The organism is Embleya sp. NPDC005971, from assembly GCF_040629175.1.
In the GTDB taxonomy this organism is placed as follows: Bacteria; Actinomycetota; Actinomycetes; order Streptomycetales; family Streptomycetaceae; genus Embleya.
This window is the reverse complement of the sequence record NZ_JBEXUX010000027.1, coordinates 17,970-36,371: the sequence shown is the minus strand read 5'-3', so window position 1 is coordinate 36,371 and position 18,402 is coordinate 17,970. Positions and strand designations below refer to the sequence as shown.

Annotated in this window: 13 protein-coding genes and 2 pseudogenes; 5 read left to right on the top strand and 10 right to left on the bottom strand. The window is 70.2% G+C overall.

The window, feature by feature from the left end:
• Positions 1-82: 82 nt before the first annotated feature.
• The 4 genes from ABZ374_RS23645 to ABZ374_RS23630 form a co-directional block, all read right to left on the bottom strand.
• Positions 83-397, bottom strand: coding sequence for a hypothetical protein (locus ABZ374_RS23645; RefSeq protein ID WP_360314137.1), 315 nt, complete (start codon positions 395-397; stop codon positions 83-85).
• Positions 398-1,105: 708 nt separating this feature from the next.
• Positions 1,106-2,515: an MFS transporter gene (locus ABZ374_RS23640; RefSeq protein ID WP_360314135.1), complete on the bottom strand. Its 1,410-nt coding sequence runs from the start codon at positions 2,513-2,515 to the stop codon at positions 1,106-1,108.
• Between the two features lie 254 nt (positions 2,516-2,769).
• Complete coding sequence (locus ABZ374_RS23635; protein ID WP_360314133.1) at positions 2,770-5,073, bottom strand: DPP IV N-terminal domain-containing protein; 2,304 nt, start codon at positions 5,071-5,073, stop codon at positions 2,770-2,772.
• Between the two features lie 59 nt (positions 5,074-5,132).
• On the bottom strand, positions 5,133-5,801 hold the full coding sequence (locus ABZ374_RS23630; RefSeq protein ID WP_360314131.1) for a TetR/AcrR family transcriptional regulator C-terminal domain-containing protein: 669 nt from the start codon (positions 5,799-5,801) through the stop codon (positions 5,133-5,135).
• Positions 5,802-6,070: 269 nt separating this feature from the next.
• Between ABZ374_RS23630 and ABZ374_RS23625 the strand changes: the two genes are divergently transcribed.
• From ABZ374_RS23625 to ABZ374_RS23605, 5 genes are all read left to right on the top strand, one after another.
• The gene (locus tag ABZ374_RS23625; protein WP_360314129.1) at positions 6,071-8,065 is read left to right on the top strand and encodes a S9 family peptidase; all 1,995 of its coding nucleotides are present in this window, start codon (positions 6,071-6,073) and stop codon (positions 8,063-8,065) included.
• On the top strand, positions 8,058-9,287 hold the full coding sequence (locus ABZ374_RS23620) for an amidohydrolase family protein (protein WP_360314127.1): 1,230 nt from the start codon (positions 8,058-8,060) through the stop codon (positions 9,285-9,287). The genes ABZ374_RS23625 and ABZ374_RS23620 overlap by 8 nt, the downstream gene beginning before the upstream one ends.
• The gene (locus tag ABZ374_RS23615) at positions 9,287-10,543 is read left to right on the top strand and encodes a hypothetical protein (RefSeq protein ID WP_360314125.1); all 1,257 of its coding nucleotides are present in this window, start codon (positions 9,287-9,289) and stop codon (positions 10,541-10,543) included. The genes ABZ374_RS23620 and ABZ374_RS23615 overlap by 1 nt, the downstream gene beginning before the upstream one ends.
• Positions 10,544-11,126: 583 nt before the next feature.
• Positions 11,127-12,359, top strand: coding sequence for a helix-turn-helix domain-containing protein (locus ABZ374_RS23610; protein ID WP_360314123.1), 1,233 nt, complete (start codon positions 11,127-11,129; stop codon positions 12,357-12,359).
• Positions 12,360-12,455: 96 nt separating this feature from the next.
• On the top strand, positions 12,456-13,478 hold the full coding sequence (locus ABZ374_RS23605; protein ID WP_360314121.1) for an ornithine cyclodeaminase family protein: 1,023 nt from the start codon (positions 12,456-12,458) through the stop codon (positions 13,476-13,478).
• Between the two features lie 425 nt (positions 13,479-13,903).
• Here ABZ374_RS23605 and ABZ374_RS23600 read toward each other — a convergent pair whose 3' ends face one another.
• The 6 genes and pseudogenes from ABZ374_RS23600 to ABZ374_RS23575 all read right to left on the bottom strand — a co-directional run bounded on the left by ABZ374_RS23600 (position 13,904) and on the right by ABZ374_RS23575 (position 18,367).
• Entirely contained in the window at positions 13,904-14,716 is an 813-nt protein-coding gene (locus ABZ374_RS23600) for a TetR/AcrR family transcriptional regulator (RefSeq protein WP_360314119.1), read from the bottom strand.
• Between the two features lie 246 nt (positions 14,717-14,962).
• Positions 14,963-15,388, bottom strand: a complete 426-nt coding sequence (locus ABZ374_RS23595; RefSeq protein WP_360314291.1) for an AraC family transcriptional regulator — start codon at positions 15,386-15,388, stop codon at positions 14,963-14,965.
• A gap of 9 nt (positions 15,389-15,397) precedes the next feature.
• Positions 15,398-15,597: pseudogene (locus tag ABZ374_RS23590) on the bottom strand (AraC family transcriptional regulator); the annotation flags it as partial.
• A gap of 625 nt (positions 15,598-16,222) precedes the next feature.
• Positions 16,223-16,381 (bottom strand): annotated as a pseudogene (locus ABZ374_RS23585) (ATP/GTP-binding protein); the annotation flags it as partial.
• Between the two features lie 391 nt (positions 16,382-16,772).
• A complete protein-coding gene (locus tag ABZ374_RS23580; protein ID WP_360314117.1) occupies positions 16,773-18,161 on the bottom strand; it encodes a hypothetical protein in 1,389 nt (462 codons plus the stop codon).
• A gap of 2 nt (positions 18,162-18,163) precedes the next feature.
• On the bottom strand, positions 18,164-18,367 hold the full coding sequence (locus tag ABZ374_RS23575) for a hypothetical protein (RefSeq protein ID WP_360314115.1): 204 nt from the start codon (positions 18,365-18,367) through the stop codon (positions 18,164-18,166).
• Positions 18,368-18,402 lie beyond the last annotated feature (35 nt).

Here is an 18,402-nt window from a genome sequence, read left to right as displayed (position 1 = left end):
GGCTACTTCGATGTTTTTTCGACGAGTACTACCGGGACCCCGGGAGGAGTCCGACGAGCTTCCCTCCGCTGCGCCGGGGCAGTCAGTGGATGGGGTTGAACAATGCCATCGTCTCCAGGGTCCCGGTCCAGGGGTGGCAGGTCGCCCCGGACCAGTCGGGTTCCCAATCCGGGCGCAGGCCGCGGACGCCCCAGCCGTCGGGGCGCCGGGAGGGGAGGGTGCCAGTGGTGTGGTGGTGGACGGCCTGGGCGTAGACGTGGTGGGCCGTGGTCAGGGCGTCCTCGGCCGTGGCGGCGTTTCCGGTGAGCACGTGGATGCCGCGTGCGTCCGTCCTGGGATCACGGATGGGAACGTCGACCTGGTAGACGGGGTGCATGTCATCGACCGGGGTGTTCATGACGATTCCTTGAAGTGCGGTCCGAACGTGTCGGTGACCGATCCCCGGGTCGTGCCGGCGTCGGGACGGGGAGGCGTATGGGGGGCGCGGCGCCGGGGGCGAGCGTGCTCACCGGCCATGCGGTGCGGGAGGTGCCGGGCACGTTCGCGGTGCGCTTGCCGGGTCCCGGGTCGAGCACGGTGTGCGTTGACCAGGCCGGGCCGAGGCAGGTTCCGATACCGCGGGCGGTGTCGGTGTCCGAATTCGGGACCGTCGCTGCGGTGGCGACCGCCTGCGCCCGGTCGAGGGTTCCGCGTGGTGATCGTTTCCGCGGAGCGGTGGGTTCGAAGTCCATGGTGTCGCTCCTGGGATTCGCCCCGGCGACCATGCGAGGCCACCGTCCCGTACTTGTACGGTATTGCTACCGTACAAGTACGTTAGCACGTATCGACGCGAAGCGCACAAGGAATGGACACGCGATCCGGAAGCCGGTCCGACTGCGGCGTGAGGAGCCGACTCGACGGCATCACGTTGGGGATTCCCCCCGACTCCGGGGCCTGGAGGGAATCCCCGCCTCGGCAGGCATCCGTCACGGTTGGTCCGGGCCACGAGTGGCAGCCTCGAGCCGGCCTGGTCACCTACGCGGCCGACGGCTGCGGGTTCCCCGGCCTTCGGGTGCCGTGCGACTGGGAGCCGGTGCTGTCGGGAGTGGGGTGACGAGTTCGGGGGTCACGCAAGGGCCGGGGCAGGCAGACGTCGGGGCAGCGCGACGCTGAGGGCGAGCGCGATCATGCCGACCGCCGCGCTGATCACGAAGGTGGTCGTGTAGGCGTCCCAGCTCGGTATCGGTGTGCCGGGTACGGGATCGGACGCGAGCACACTGGCGCCGATCTGGCCACCGAGGGTGGCGCCGATGCTGCGCAGGACGAACGCGGTGCCGGCCACGCTCGCAGTGCGGTCGGCGGGGACGACGCTGACCACGATGTTCATCGACTGGGTCGTGCTGAGGCCGATCCCGATACCGCACACGGCACTGGCGAGGTAGAGGGCCGCGGCGTTGCCGTGGGCGAGGAGCAGCAGCAGGCTGGAGCCGACGATGAGTGCGGTGCTCAGGGCCATCACGCCGCGGGTGCCGAGGATACGCTCCGCGTGGGGGGTGAGCGGAGAACTCGCCAGAGCGAATATCCCGAGGGGCAGGAGCAGTAGCCCGACGGTGGCGGTGTCGGCTCCGAGTCCGTATCCGGTGCTCGTGGGGAGACTGGCCAGGCTGGGCACCACGACGTACAGGGCGAATGTGCCGAACCCGACGACGAACGCCACCACGCAGGTCAGGACGACCGGTCGGTTCCGGAGTCCGCGCAGGTCGATCAACGGGTGTGTCGTGCGGAGTTCGGTGGGTACGAACAGGCCGAGCAGCACGGCCGCGATCGCGACGCGGACGAGGAACGGCGCGGAGGTCCAGCCGTGTTCGGGTGCGACCGTCAGGCCCAGCAGCAGGGCGACCAGTCCGGAGCCCAGGAGGACGGCGCCGAGCCAGTCGATCGATCCGCTGCCCGCGGCCGGGCACTCGGGCACGATCTGACAGACGGCGACGAGTGCGACGAACATGACGGTCAGCGGGATCCAGAACAGCCAGGTGAACGACAGCGCGCTGATGATCCAGCCGGAGGCCAGGAGGCCGAACGCGGCGGCCAGTGCCGTCGCGCCGACGATCAGGCCGATGGCGGGCTTGAGTCGGTGCGCGGGTTGGGTGTCGTTGAGCAGGCCGATGGCGAGGGGTTGCAGTCCGGCTCCGACGCCCTGGATCATCTGCCCCGCGATCAGTTGTCCCACCGAGTTCGCCGTCGCGGACACGACGATGCCGACGAGCACGACGGCGACGACGGCGATGAGGACCCGGCGTTTGTCGGCGATGTCGCACAGGCGGCCGATCACCGGGGTCGCGACGGCGCCGACGAGCAGCAGGCCGGTGAAGGCCCAGGTGACCGCCTGGGGCGAGGCGTCGAGATCGGCCCGGATTTGCGGCAGGGCCGGGATCAGCATCGCTTCCAGCGCGGTGTAGACGGACAGCACCACGGTGAGGATGAAGGGCGTGGCGCCCGGTCTTGCCTTGTGTATGGATCCGACTTCAGCGTTCATGACGATTCTCCTGATCGGGGATCACGGCGGTTGGTCGGTGGTGGTGGGGTGCGTGGCGCGGGCTCGGCGCAGCCGCAGATCGCGCTGGAAGCGTTCGGCCGCTGTCGTCGCACGAGCGCGTCCGGTCGCGGATGGGGTGCCCGGAGACCGGCTCGATGATCGAGCCGGTGAAGGTGGTCGAGGCCGCGGTGCGGCCCGGCGCCCGTACGGGAGGAGGCGACTCCCGATCCCGGTCGGGGGATTCGCGAGTGGGCCTATCCGAGTAGTTCGGCGAGGTGTTCGGCGCCGGCGGGGAAGGGCCGCAGCGCGTATCCCGAGGGTGGTTGCGTCCCGAGCAGGTGTCGGACGAGGTGGTCCCACATCCGGCGCGTGACGTAGTGATCGCGGCCCATGAAGTTGTGTTCGACGCCGGGGACGACGAGCAGGTCGAAGTCCTTGTCGGCGTCGATCAGGGCGTCGACGAGGTTGAGGGTCTGGTACGGCAGGACGTTGTCGTCGAGTTCGCCGTGGACGAGCAGCAGCTTCCCGGCCAGGTTGGCGGCCAGGCGCGGATTGGCGACGTCGGCCCATTGCTCCTCGGTGCCTTCGCCGAGGTAGGTGTCCGCCCACAGGGCCAGGTAGTGGCGGATGTCGTGGTTGCCGCACAGGGCGACACCGACCTTGTACAGGTCGGGGTGGGTGAGCATGGCCCGCACGGTGGCGAAGCCGCCGCCGGACGCGCCGGCGATGCCCACCCGGTCGAGGTCGATCCAGCGGTGGCGGTCGGCCAGTTGGTGGATCGCGGCGACGTGGTCTTCGAGGAAGCCGGCGTTGCCGAGGTTGCCGTAGGAGGCGTCGTGGAAGGCCTTGCTGCGACCGGGGGTGCCGCGTCCGTCCACCGTGACGACGGCGAATCCCAGGGCGGCGAGCGTTTCCGGCGACACGAAGTGGGGGTTGGCGAAGCCCGCAGTGGCACGCATGATCTGAGGACCCGGGTAGGCCGAATCGACCAGCGGATACCGCCGCGACGGATCGAAACCGTGTGGGCGCCAGAGCGTGCCGTGGATGTCGGTGACCCCGTCGGCGCCCTTGACGCTGAACCGCTCCGGTGGCGTCCAGCCCGCGGCGACCAGCAACGCGGTGTCGGGTCGCTCGAGTTCGACCACGGTCGCGCCGGCGGCATCGCGCACGACGGTCCGCGGTGGTGTGTCCACGGCGGAGGCCGTGTCGAGGAGGTGGGTGCCGGACGGGGCGACGACGACCTCGTGATCGAACGCGTCGTCGCTGTGATTGGTGAATCCGGTGCCGTCGAGTCCGACGGCGCACAGTTGCCGGGCGTAGGGCTCACCGGGCACCAGCCCGGAGGCGAGGAACAGGACGGTGCGGTCCTCCTCGTCGACGTGGAGGATGCTGCGGACCGCCCAAGCCCCCGTCGTGACCCGGGTCGACTCTCGCTCGTCGGTCGAGGCGGGGCCCGGCGGCCGCGGGGGTGCGGGGTAGAGGTACAGGTGTCCCCAGCCGTCACGTTGGGAGTACCACAGGACCTCACCGGTGCTCAGCACTCGGACCATCGGTCGGTCGAAGATCGGTTGTGCCGGTTCCACTCGGGTGGTGCCGTGCTCGTCCACGAGGAGGTCGACGGCGCCCGTGTCGGGATCGAGGCGGTACAGCCCGAGCGAGCGGGCGTAGCGGGGCTGTCGCAGGAAATGCAGGGACGCTCCGTCGTGGGACCACCGGACCCAGCCGCGCGCGAACGGGGACAGGTGGCCGATGTGCGACGGGCCGGTCGCCTCCCACACCGCCGTACGGCGCGTCACGTCCAGGACGACGAATTGCATGCGGGCGTGCTGTTCGTCCTGCGGCATGGCGTAGCGGAGGGAGTGCGCCACCGGCGGCCCGCCGTCGCGGGGGGTCGACTCGACCAACACCTGTTCGCGCAGGTGCCGTTGGTCGATCCGGTGGGTGACGAGTCGGCGTGAGTCGGGTGACCAGGCCAGCATCGGGGGCGGGGTGACGCCCGCGTTGCGGAGCATGATCCGCGACACCGCCACGTCGATGTTCGATCCGTAGTCGAAGTCCTTCTCGCCGTCGCCGGTGAGGGCGAACTCGTGGGAGCGGTCGGTCGAGCGCACCCAGACGTTGTGGTCGCGTACGAACGCGACCCATGTGCCGTCGGGTGAGGGCCGCTCGTGCGGGGCGGTCTGCTCGGGCGGGTCGATCCGGGTGCATCGGTCGTCGTCGGGTGCGTACCGCCATCGGGCGTCGAACGCGGTGAATTCGACGGTGTCGCCGCTGCGGCTGATCGAGGTGAACGGAAGGTGTGTTCCATCCACCGCCGTGCCGGAGGCCGACGACAGGGCGGCGGCCAGGCGGTCGTGGTCGAATGCGGCTTCGCGACGGCCGACGGCGGGGTCGACCAGTACGAATCGGCGGCCCTGTGCGGTGTCGACGCGGTACCAGAACCTGTCGGTGCCGTCCTCCCAGTTCGGGCGGATCTTCGCGCCCGGAACGAGGCGCGCCGCGTTGTGCGGCAGCAGTTGCTCGGCGCGGCGGTAGTCGGCGGTCGTGAACGTGTCCACGATGTATCCCTTTCAAGCAGTGATGTGCTGAAAGCCCAGGGAGACTTCGCCGGATCCGCCTACGGGGACGGGATCTGTCGAAGGATGAGATCGAGCCCGTGCTCGAAGAGCTCCTCCTGGGTGAAGGCGGGAAGTCCCAGCCCCAAGGCGTGCAGCGTCGGATACTCCCGGGCGGGGAGGGCTTGCATGCTGCGCTGTGTCTTCGACCACGCCTCCGGGTCCTCGTCCGCCGGCTTGCGTGTCGGATACAAGGTGGCGGCGCCGATCGTGAAGCGGATCAGGGTCGCGACCATTCCCACCGCGTCGCGGACGCCCATGCCGTGGGTCAGCAGGACGGCGTAGAGCGTCTCGCTGATCCGTAGGTCGCTGGGGCCGGAGGCGTTGACGGCGAGATGGATGCGGGCGACTTCGGCGTGCTCGACCATCAGTCGGAAGTACGACCGCAGCAGCGTGCGGATGCCCTCGATGCCTTCCTCCACCGCCGGCACCTGTACCGCGGCGATCGCGTTGTCGTAGACCGCGGCGAGGACTTCGTCCTTGCTCCGGAAGTGGGTGTACAGCGACATCGGGCGCACGTCGAGTTCGTCGGCGATGCGCCGCATCGTGATCGCCTCGATGCCGTCCGAGTCCATGATCGAGGTGGCGGCGGCGACCACCCGCGCCCGGTCGAGGCTTCCGCGAGGGGCGCGTTTGCGCGGAGCGGTGGGTTTCGAAGGGCTGTCGTCCATGGTGTCGCTCCTGAGGTTTGCCCCGCCGACCCCTTGAGGCCGCTAGCCGTACGAGTACCGTACATGTACGGTAGCAAATGTCAACGCGAAACGCCGACAGGCCGAGACGGCGATCGTCCGACCTCTGTTCGGGCCGCAGGCGACAACGAACGCCCCGTGCCGCGTGTCGTCGCGGCCACCCGCCCCCTGTTCGACGAAGTGGCGGGGAGACGGGCTGCGTGGACATCACGTGAAGGGAAAAGTCATTGTTGGAAGAGCGGAGCGCCTCCATGCGGTACGAGAGGGTGCTGGACCACCTGCATGCGCTGCACAGGCCCGGTTTCGGCCGGCCGTCGAGCCTTCGGGAGCCGCACGTGACGCGCGACGGCTCCCGCACGGTGGTGACCGCGGACGTCCTGCACAAACTCGCGGGAGTACCGCGAACCGCCCTGTTCACCGCCGAGGACGGCCGATTCCGGCAGGTGTCGGCGCCGGGCGGCTCGGCGCGGTCGGGGCGCTTCTCCCCGGACGGGCGCACGCTGGCGTTCCTGTCGGACCGCGCGGACAAGGGCGTCTACCAGTTGCACCTGCGGGCGGACGATCGACTGGGCGAGGCGGAGGCGGCACCTGCGGTTCCCGGAACGGTGGAATACCTCCACTGGTCGCCGGACGGTCGGCGCATCCTGCTGGGCGTCGCCGGTCTCGGCGCCGAACTCTCCGGCGGACAGGGATCGGGCACCAACCGCAGGGGGATCGACGACGCGCCGCCGTGGTTCCCGCGCGTGGACGCCGACGTCGCCGACGAGGCCTGGCGCAGCCTGTGGCTGTACACGCCCGCCACCGGCGTTCTCGAACGTCTGTCCCCCGAGGGCCTGAACTGCTGGGAAGCCGGGTGGTGCGGGCCCGGTCGGGTCGCGGCCGTCACCTCCGAGGCTCCCTGGGAGGACTCCTGGTACGGCGCGGTCCTGAGCCTGATCGACCTGGACGGCGCGGTCCACCGGGTGTTGGACAGCAAGGTTCAACTCGGGCTGCCGACCGGCTCGCCGACCGGCCGCTGGGTGGCGGTGGCGGAGGCGGTGTGCAGCGACCGCTGGCTGGTCGCCGGTGACCTCCTTCTGATCGACGGGGCCTCCGGTGCGGTTCGGCGGATCGACACTCTCGGCACCGACGTGACCCGGCTGGAGTGGATCGACGACGAGCGACTCGGCTACCTCGGGCAGCGCCGGTTGGACTCCGTCGCCGGCATCGTCCGGGTCGGCGACGGCAGCGTGTCCGAGGTCCTCGTCACCGCGAACGCCTGCGGTGGCAGTACCTTCCACACCGACGGCGCGTTCACCGACGACGGCCGCGTGTGCACGATCCAGGAGTCCTACCGGCTTCCACAACAACTGGTGTTGTCCGGAAGGGACGGCGACCGAGTACTCGCGTCCACCGCCCACGAGGGCACCGACTACCTGCGGTCGGTGGCCGGCACCGCGGAAGCGGTGACCTGGAGCGCCCCCGACGGCCTGGAGATCGACGGCATCCTGTGCAGGCCGGCAGGCGATGGGCCCTTCCCCTTGGTCGTGAACATCCACGGCGGCCCGATCTGGCAGTTCCGCGACATGTGGTCGATGAAATACCCGTGGGTGCCGCTGCTGGTGTCGCGGGGATACGCGGTGCTCAACCCCAACCCCCGCGGCAGCAGCGGTCGCGGACAGGCCTTCGCGGGCCTGGTCGTGGGCGACATGGGCGGCGCCGACACCCTGGACTACCTGTCGGGGATCGACGCGCTCGTCGAACGCGGCGTCGTCGACGGGTCCAGGGTCGGTCTGATCGGGGCGAGTTACGGAGGCTACATGTCGTCGTGGCTCGTCACCCAGGATCCGCGGTTCGCGGCGGCCGTGCCCATCTCCCCGGTGACCGACTGGTACAGCCAGGGCTTCACCAGCAACATCGCCGCGTGGGGCAACCGGTTCCTCGACGCCGACCCCACGCAGCCCGGATCCCGCGTGCACACACGCAGCCCGGTGCTGCACGCCGCGAAGGCGCGCACGCCGTGTCTGAACATCGCCGGCGCCCTGGACAACTGCACCCCGCCGACCCAGGCACAGGAGTTCCACCACGCGCTTCGGGCACACGGGGTGCCCTCGGTGCTGGTGATCTACCCGCAGGAGGGGCACGGAGTGCGGGCCTACCCCGCGCAGATCGACTTCATGACCCGCATGTTGGACTGGTTCGAGCGCTACATGCCCGGCGAGGGCGCCCGCGCGACGCACCGGGAGACGGAGCGAACGAGTGCCTGACTACTGGATCGTGGGAGCGCGGATCGTCGACGGCACCGGCAGGGATCCCGTCCACGGGCCGGCGATCCACGTCGAGGGCGACCGCATCACGGCGCTGGGCAGGCCGATCGCCGGTGCGCGGACGCTCGACGCCCGGGGACTGACGATCACGCCGGGGCTGATCGACGCGCACGTCCACCTCGGGCTGTCCAGTGACATCGACCCGAGCCTGCGCCGGGAGTTGTCGGTCGCCGAACTGGCGGCGGACATGTTCGACAACTGCGGCCGAACCCTGGACGCCGGTTTCACCACCGTACGAGACACCGGAGGCATCGACGCCGGGCTGGCCCGGGTGGTGTCGGGCGGAAAGGTACGCGGGCCGCGGATTCTGCAGTGCGGGCCGGTCCAGTGCCAGACCGGCGGCCACGGGCACTTCGCCGCCGAGTGGGAACCGACGGCGGACTGGTACGACCACGACATCCCCGGGTTGCGATCGATATCGCTCCTGTCCGACGGGCCCGAGCAGATGCGCAGGAACGTCCGCGAGACGTTTCGCCGCGGCGCCGACTTCCTCAAACTGTGCGTGACCGGCGGTGTCATGTCGACCCACGACAAGCTCGGCGACACCCAGTTCACCACCGAGGAGATCGCGGTCGCCGTGACCGAGGCGAAGGCTCGCGGCACGTACGTCACCGTGCACGCGCACAACAACGCCGGCATCCGCAACGCGATCCACGCCGGTGTCGCCTGCGTGGAACACGGTTCCGAGATCGACGAGGAGACCGCCGGCCTGATGGCGGCGAAGGGAGTGGCTCTGGTGCCCACGCTGGCGACGATGCACGCACTTCTCCAGGACCCCACACGGGCCGGCCTGCCGGCGGGGATCGCCGACCGGGTCGGCCCCGTCCTGCAGGGCCAGATCGACGGACTGCGGGCCGCCCGGGCCGCCGGCGTCAGGATCGGCCTGGGCTCCGACCTCATCGGCGCCGACCAGCGCGGCCGCGGCCGCGAGTTGACCCTGCGCTCGGACATCGAGAACCCGATGCTCGCGCTGGAGGCAGCCACCCGCGTCAACGCCGAGATCCTGGGCATCGCCGACCAGGTGGGGACCATCGAGGTCGGCAAGCTCGCCGACCTCACCGCATGGGCGAGCGACCCCCTGGACCACCCCGAGGTATTCGGCGAACCCGACAAGGCGGCACTGGTGATCCAGGGCGGCCGCGTCGTCAAGGACGCCTGCTGATGGCCGCGCTCACCTACGCCGCGCCCACGGGGCCCTACCCCGTCGGAGTCCGGGACGGCGAGGTCCTGGACACGACACATCCCACTCTGCGGCCCCAGGACGCGAACGGCCGCCGCCTCATGGTTCGCGTCTGGTACCCGGCACAGACCGACGGCCGGACCCGCCGCCCCTACCTCGTGGACGACGAGGCGCAGTCACTGCGGTGGCTCACCGAGGCGACGGGCGCGCCCGAGGAATGGGTGGACCGGCTCACCGACGTGAGGACCCACGGCTTCGCCGACGCGAAGCCGGCCGGCCGCGGCTTCCCGACACTCGTGTACTCGCACGGCGCCGTCGGCTGGGTGTCCCAGAACACGCCGTTGATGGAACACCTCGCGAGCCACGGATACGTCGTGTGGAGTGTCGCGCACCCGGGAGAGGCGTGCGGCGTGCGCTATCCCAACGGCGACACGGTCAGATACGACGATGTGTTCAACGAAACGTTCCTCGGTACGGTCGCGGACCCGCACTACCGGGACAAGATCACAGGTGACGTCGCGACGCGCTTCGAGGTGACGCCGGCGTTCCTGGACGACCACACCGTGGGCCCGTGGTCGCAGCGTTGGGTCGACGACATGCGCGCGGTGATCGACGCGCTCGAGACGGGTACGGTCGCCGGCGCCGCCGCCGACCTCGCCGACGCCGGCGATACCGCCCGAGTGGGTGTGTTCGGCATGTCCTTCGGCGCCGCGGCGGCCACCTCGACGGCGCAACAGGATCCCCGGGTGAAGGCGGTGGTCAACCTCGACGGCGGGCAATTCCTGTCCGACCTGCTCGACACCGACATCCGCGTCCCGTTGCTCCACCTCGCGACCGACATGCGCGTGCAACTGGAGACCATGGGCTTCCCGCCCGTCACCGCGATCGACGCCAACGAGTTCTTCTTCGAGCCCCTTCGCACCGCCGGCACGAGACAGGACGTGCACCGATTGCTCATGACCGATGTGACCCACCTCGAACTGACGGATCTCGTGCTGATCCCGGCCCACGACCGCGCGGCGGTCCTGCCCGGCGGCGGAAAGGCCGAACCGCAACGCACGATCGACCTCGTGAACGCCTTCATCCGCGCCTACTTCGACGCGGTACTGCTCGGCATCGACAACCGCTTCCCGCAACCGCAGATGGCCGAGTTCCCGGAGGTCACACCGATCGACCTCGCCCCCGTCCGGGCATGGGCCCTCGCACACACGACCCCCCCGACACCTCCGGGGACCTAGCTGTATTGCCCACCGAGTCCCGTCCACGGCAGCCCTGTCCACGGCAGCCCTGCGAGCCGGGCCGGGCAACCCGGGCCGGGCGCCGGTCCGGTCAAGGTGCAGGACGGTCGACGACTCGCCGTCGCCGCGGGCGTCGCCGAACGCCGGCTCGCCCGCGGCGCGTTCTCACGGGTGTCGGACACGGTTCGCCGGGCCGCGCCGAACCGTGCCGTCACCCGCGGTCGATGACGGAGCACAGCGGAGCGCGGGCCGAGGCCGAACACGTCGGGGGCGAGGGCCGGTCGGATCTCACCACGGGAAGTGCGCGACGTCGAGTTGCCGTCATCGACGCTGCGGACGGACACGACACACCAGCGGCTCGTCGTGTCCGAACCGGCCCACGCCGGTGCCCGCTTCACGAAGCACCGCGCATGGCATCCGCCGGCAGCAACCACCGGTGGTGGTGGCTGCCCCACGATTCCTCGGCGTCACTGGATTCCGCGGCGTCCGAAACCGTCGAACTCATCCGAATGGAGGCTGACTTCGTGATGGTCCGAGATCGGTCGGCGCGATCGCTCCGCAGCGTTGTGCCGGCGGTGCCGCGGTGATCCCTCCCTACACGGACGCGATCCAGCAACTGGTCGACTCGCTCGCCGCGCGGATCCGGCATTCGGTCGCCGTCGACGACCAGCGCGGCAGCCTCATCGTGTCCAGCCGTCACTACGGCGACGAGGACAGGCTCCGTATCGACGTGGTGCTGTCCCGGCACCTGCCGGCCCGCGTCGCCGAATACCTCGACAGCTTCGGCATCTCCACCTCCGACAAGCCCCTGTCGATACCCGGCAGTCCGACCCTCGGCCTCGAGTCCCGACGGTGCTATCCGATCCGTGATCACGGACGGCTGCTCGGCTATCTGTGGCTGATCGATGAAGGCGCGGAGCGCTTCGACGAGGTGGTCGGCGCGTGCGTGGTTCGGCTTTCCGCACGGATGCGCGAGCGCATGCTCCAGGTGGCCGAGGAGGAAAGGCGACGCCGGACCCTGGTGGCCGACCTCCTGCGCGGGGGCGAGGACTCCGCTCGCGCCGCGAAGGACCTGGTCGACCAAGGGCTCGTCGACGCCCGGGACGAGATCGTGGTCATCGCCACCGACGCCACCACCGACCCCGAGACGGTCGCGGCCGTGATCACGGAGTCCACCGGTCGGGCCGGCCACGACGGGCCGGCCATCAGCCCGCTCACGGCCGCGCCGGGCGATCGCGGTGCGGTCCTGGTCACCGGCCGGACCCAGGTGGAACGTACGGCGGCACGGCTGGCCGAGGCGATCCGGAAAGGTGTGCGGCGGCGCGACGCGCGAGGCGATGGCGTCTTCGTCGGTGTGAGCAACACCGGCTCGCTCGGTCAGGCTCCGGATCTCCTGCGCCAAGCCGTCCTGGCGGCTTTCGCCGCCGCCGAGTTCCCGGAGTTGGCACCGGTTTCCTCCTGGCGGGACACCGGTGTATACGGTCCGCTCATGCTCGCCGCCGTGGCATCTCCCGAGCCGGTCGTGCCGCCCCGGATCGCCGATCTCGGTACCGGTGGACGCGCCGACTCGCTGGCCCACACCGCCGAGGTGTTCCTGGATGCCGCGGGGGACACCGCGACGGCATCGGCGCGGCTGATGATCCACCGGACGACGCTGTACTACCGGCTGGCCCGGATCGAGAACAAGACCGGGTGGAACCTGAAGAACGGCCGTGATCGGTTGACCTTGCACCTGGGACTGAAGATGCAGCGCCTCCTCGACAGCGGCATCCCGGCTTTGCTACGGGGAGAGGAACAACGCCGGGGAGGTTCCTGATCGGTGCCGATGCCGGTGGGGGCCCAGTGGCTGGAGGCTGTACGGACCCCGGCCGGTGGCCGCCGGGTGAGGATCGAGCCCGAAGGAAACCCACAGATGACCCTCCCCACCGACCGAGAGCGTGTCGCAAGCCGGTTGCAGATCGGCTCGGAGCTGCTCTACCTGTCCCGGCAGGACGTCGAACGCCTGCACCTGACGCGGGACACCATCCTGGAGCTGACCCGCCAAGCCCTGGTCGAGCACGGCAGTCGTCGCTACGAGATGCCGGCCAAGATCGGCGTCCACCCGTACGACAACGTCTTCTACCACGCCATGCCCGCCTACCTGCCGGGGCCGGGGATCGTGGGCATGAAGTGGATCGAGTGCTACCCGGACAACCCGCGCACGTTCGACCTCCCGCAGACCACCGGGTTGCTCGTCCTCAACGACGTGGACAGCGGTGTGCCGCTGGCCGTCATGGACTCGGCGTGGCTGACCGCGATGCGCACCCCGGCGGTGACGGTTCTGGCCGCCGCTGCGTTGCACCCCGACGCCACCACGTTCGCGATGTTCGGCTGCGGCGTGCAGGGCATCGAGCATGTCCGCTACGCGGCCCTGGCGATGCCCGAACTGGAGACCATCCACGTCTACGACACCAACGAGGCGGCCGCCGACGCGCTGATCGCGAAGCTGCGGCCCGAACTGGGCCTGCGGATCGTCAAGGGTGAATCGCCCGAAGCGATCGTCAAGAGCGCGCAGGTGCTGAGCTCGGCGACGGTCATCCTGCATCAGCCGCTCGCGGTGGTGAAGGACGAGTGGGTGACCGCCGGTCAGACGATCCTGCCGTGCGACCTGAACACCTTCTGGGATCCGCGCACCGCCCACCGCGCCGACAAGTACATCGTCGACAGCATCGAGGAACACGAACTGTTCGCGTCGATGGGGTACTTCCCCGACGGCCTGCCCGAGGTCGTCGCCGAGACCGGCGAGGTGCTGGCCGGTGTGAAGCCCGGTCGGGAGAACGCCGACGAGATCATCGTCAACAGCAACATCGGCATGGCCGTCTGCGATATCGCGGTGGGTCACGCGATCATGCATCATGCGCTCGAGTACGGCGTCGGCGCGCGGCTACCCCTGTGAACGAGCCGCCCCTTCACACCACCGCGCCCGATCCGACAGTGGACGCCCTCGGTCGTGCTCCGGCGACGGACCGCGGCAACGCCCTCGGCAGCGGCATCTGAACAGGAGCGGGGAATGCCGGCAGGTCAGGGGCTACTTCGTTGCTTTTTCGGCGAGTACCACTGGGACCGCGGGTGGCGCCGGCCTCGGTGGAGGGGTCCGGTGAACGGCGGGGTCCGGGGTGTGTGGTCATCGTTCGATCGTGCCCATTGCTGTACGGCCGGGCGAAGGGCTCACCCGTTGTCGCTTGTCCGGCTGCTCGCGACGGTCGTGATGCGAAGGGCGTCGACGCAGGCGCCGAAGTCGGTCTCGTGGAGGTCGAGTTGCCCTGAGGCGTGGCCGACTGCCGTGCACATCGGCCGCGTTGCCGGGAGGTGTTGCCGGTTTCAGTTCGGCGAGGAGCGCATCTCGGCGAGGACCGCGGCGATGCCGGGGTGGTGGTCCTCGACGCTGCTCAGGGCGGCGGTGAGTACCTCGATGGTGATGCGGACGATGTCGTCCAGGGACACGTCGTCGTGGGCCAGCCAGTCGAGGGTGATCTCGTCCAGGAAGCCGACCCAGCCGCGCAGCGCGGCGCGCACGATCGGGGGCGGGGTGGGGTCGAGGTCGAAGAGTTGCAGGATCAGGCCCACGCCGGCGGTGTGCGCCGACTCGGAGATTCGGCGGACGTCGGGATCGTCCAGGCCGCGTAGGCCGATGAAGGTGTGGTGGTGCCGGCCCAGGTAGTCGAAGTGGCGTCGGATGGTGCCGCGCAGGCGTTCTTGGGTGGTGAGTTCGTCCGGACGCGGGCGTTGGAACTCCTGGAGGTCGCTCATCACCTGCTTGAGGGCTTCGAGGTAGATGCCGCGCTTGTCCTTGAAGTAGTAGAAGAGCAGGCCGTGTGCGACGCCCGCCGCGTCGGCGATGTCGGCGATGAAGATGTCCTCGTACGGGCGCTCGGAGAAGAGCTTGATCGCCGCCGTGAGCAACTGCCGTCGGCGTTCGCCCCGGGCCGCGGTGCCCGGTCCGGTGCCGGTGCCGCGCCGGTTCGAGGGACGCGCCTTCGCGACCCGGCCGCGCCCGGCCCCGGCCGTCGCTTCGGTCGATGCGTCGGCCGATGCGGCGAGCGGCGCTTCGCGCGGTGTTCCGATCGGCTGCTCCTCGATCGCCTCGGGCTTCGCCCGGCTCTTGCGCTTCGGCGCCTGCTTGCCCTCGACCATCCCCCGACCCTAGCGAGCCGAGCGCCTCGACTCCAAGTCAAGGAGATGAGGTGCTTCTGCAGGTCAGGGGCACCTTGCTGCACGATACGACGTTCGAACTCCATCGTATTGTGCCGTTTCGTGCATGGCGTGTGGTCCCCAATCGGTCCCCAGGACGCACTGCCTCATTGGGGCCATGGAGGCTCAGGCGGGCCACCTTCCCCGGCGTGTGCTCGCCGAGCGGCCGGAACGGATCCCGGCCGGGAGTCAAGGCGCGGACGTCGACGCGAAGGCGCGCAGACGTGTGGCGTCCCGACCGGGCGGTGCGCCGAACTGCCGCCGGCATTCCCGGCAGAACTGCGAGGCGCTGTCGTAGCCGACCCGGCGGCTGACTCCGGCGATGTCGTGCGCGTCGGAGACCAGGAGCAGCCGGGCCTGCTGGAGCCGGATCTGCTTCCGGAACTGGATGGGACTCATTGCCGTGGCCGTCTGAAAGCTGCGGTGGAACGCGGACACGCTCATACCCGCCAGGTGCGCCACGTCCTCGACGCGGAAGGGCTCCGCGTAGTTGGCGCGAATCCACTGCACTGCCCGTGCGATGTGGTTGAGGCTGCTGTCGGGCAGGCCGAACTGGCGGACGATGGCGCCCTGTTCGCCGGTGATGAGCCGCCACAGGATCTCTCGTTTGGTCATCGGTGCGAGTACACCGATGTCCTGGGCCGGTCGAGCAACCGCAACAACCGGACGACGGCGTCGAGGAGCAGCAGCGGGGCGGTGCCGACGGCCAGTCCCGGCGGTGTGCCGTCGAGGATCTTCGGCAGATCGACGGGGCGGGCCTGGAACAGGACTTCGGCGACGTCGGCCGGGTGCACGGCGATGCCTACGCCGAGCCCCGGCCACATGGTCCGGACGAGGTCCTACAGCCGGAGATCGTCCTGGGCTTCCACGGCCTCTGCGTCGTGAAGGCCGTCGACGATGACGACTGGTACATGGGCACTCTCAACAGCGACGGCACCGTCGAGTGCTGGAGCGCATACGACGACCTCTGGAATGCACTTCGCGGACTCTGAGCAGGCTCACGGCCGGTGGAAGGCGATCATTGAACACACGGGAAACCGAGCATCGGTTCGACCCGTTCCCGCTCGTCAACCTCACTCGTGAACGGCCCGCAACGAGCTCGTGGCATCGAATTCGATGCGGCCCTGTGCCAACTCGCCAACCCGCTCGTCGGCATCCTGCGCGGCTGCCTGAAAACCGGCACACCGTACGACGAGGCGACAGCCTGGTCCCACCGAGCCCACGCACTCGCCGCTTGACACTCCAGCTCATGAGTTGGGCCATTCCTCGTGGATCGGTGGCCGTGTTGCGCTGTGAAGGCGCCTGGGGTACCACTCGCTCGAACGGCTCCCACAACTCGTCGTGGACGCCCTGGACGAGGTGGCCGACCCGCGAGGGCTGTGTGCGGAACTGGTCCGCCCGGCCCGCGCCGTCCGCCCCGACGGGACGCCCTCGGTGCGGCTGTTGGGTGAGGCGGATCCGGTCGAGGCTGGTTTTGGTGATGCGTTCGGTGCCGTCGAGGATGGCGATGATCGCGGCTTGGCGGATCAGACGGGTGAGGCTGCCGATCCGTCCGACGGCGCGCTGATGGAGGTGGGACGCGAGACGGGGGAGTGTGCCCGCGCGGTGCGAAGCCGATCACGACCCCGACGAACTCGAGCGGTTGCGCATCCGCAGACGGGACCGGCTCGGCGGCACCATCCATGAATACCGACATGCCGCCCGACCGGCGCGGATGGGGTTTCCGGCACTCACAACCCGCGCACCTTGCCGGCGCCCGGCCCGAGGCTGCGGGCGGTTCACCGAACGAGACCGACCACGCCCACCGCATCCCCGACACGGCCCGCGCCCGGACCCGCCTCGCCGGCCGAGTACCCTGCCTCTGCCGGGAGTCGGCGGGCACGACACCGAGCCCGAATCGTGCGCCACGCCGTCGGCCCCGACCGTTCGACGTGTTCGCGCGGCACGGCTCGGACGCGACGCTGCCGCGATTTCGCACGCCGGGCATGCCCGTTTGCGGCTACCGTTCCCGCCTGCCCGAGCCGCCCGGGGGGACGTGCCCGGCGCGCGGGTGGTCTTCGCGGGCGTGGTCTCGGTGTGTCAGGTGGGTGAGGGCTTCTTGCCAGGTGCCGGTGAGTACGGGCAGGGGCCGCAGGGATGCCGCCAGGGCGTGGACGGCGTCGGTGGTGGCGGGGCGGGCGATCCAGTTGACGATGGATGCCAGCAGCCAGGCCCGTGTCGGCGGGCCGCCGGCCTGGGGTGCCCCGGTCAGGACCGCGGTGACCGCCGGGCCTCCTTGGTCGGGTCGGGTCGGCGTGGTCAGGTGGGGGATGCCGGTGCCGGGGGCGGTCCGCAGCGTGGTGTAGGGCTCGGGTCGCACCTGCCAGCCGGCCTGTTCCAGTCGTCGGGTGCGTTTGACGAGGTCGGACATCCAGGTACGGGGGAAGAGGATCGCGTGCCCGTCGGCGTGCACGGCGGCCCCGCACAGCAGCGGGATCCTGCCCGGCAGCGCACGGGCGTGGTCGGCGTAGCCGGCGAGGACGGCGGCGAGGGTCTGCCGTAGGGCGACGGGGGTGCGGGCTCGGGTGAGGAGTTCGCCGCCGCGGAAGAGGAGGTAAAAGGTGTCGGGGCGTTCGACGGTGAGGGTGACGGGCGTGTAGCCGTCGTCGACGATGCCGCCGGTGGCGGTTTCGGTGATCCGGCGGGGCTCGTGGCCGCGTACCGCGATGCCCACACGTGTGCCGTCGACGCGGGCGGTGAGGACCGCGTCGACGGGCCGGGCGGCGAGGTCCACCGAACAGCTGGTGGGTGCCTCGACGACCGTGACCTGCGGATCCGCGCCGCTGAGCGCGACCAGGGCGTGGCTGACCTCGTCGAATCCGGTCGAGACCCGGGCCGGTTGATCCGCGGCCAGGAGCACGGCGGTGGGCGTGCCCCGGTGCGCTGCGAGTCGACCGAGGCGGGTCAGGCGCCGGGGTACGGGTTCGACCGGGCGCCGGCCGAGCGACCGGGTGCCGTCGGCCTCGACCACAAGCACGGAAGCGTGCGAACGCGTGAGGCTGTGGGCGTTCGCCGCCAGATCGGCGGTCAGTTGGGTGCAGAAGCCGCAGTCGACGGCCATCGCCACCACGAGCACGGGATGCGGCACCCACGCGGCGCAGTCGGCGGCCTCCGCCTCCAGGTCGCCGTGCACCGCGGGTGCGGCGGGCTCGCCGCCCGGTGCGATGAGGCCGGCGGCGCGCCATTGGGTGAGACAGCGTGCGTGCTGGACGTGGTGCTCGGCGGCGGGAGGGCGGCCGCGGAGCCAGCCGAGGGCGGTCGGGCCGAGGTAGGCCGCGGCGGGCCTGCCGGTGTCCAGCAGGACCCCGCCGCCGTCCAACTCGGCCACGACCACCCCGGGCGACAGCATCGCTACGGCTGCTGGCAGAAGCCGCTGAAGCCGTTGGTGGACACGCACACGAGTCCGGGGCAACAGCCGGTGGACCCGGTGCAGCCTTCTCCTTGGATTCGGCAGGCGGTGGGGGCGATGAAGGCGTCGGTGAAGATCTCCTCGATCTCCGCGACCGTCTCCGGGTCGGGGGTGAGCGGGCGCGTCTCCTGCGGATAAGTAATCATGCGAACACCATGCGGGGTCGGCGGCGCAGGAGTCC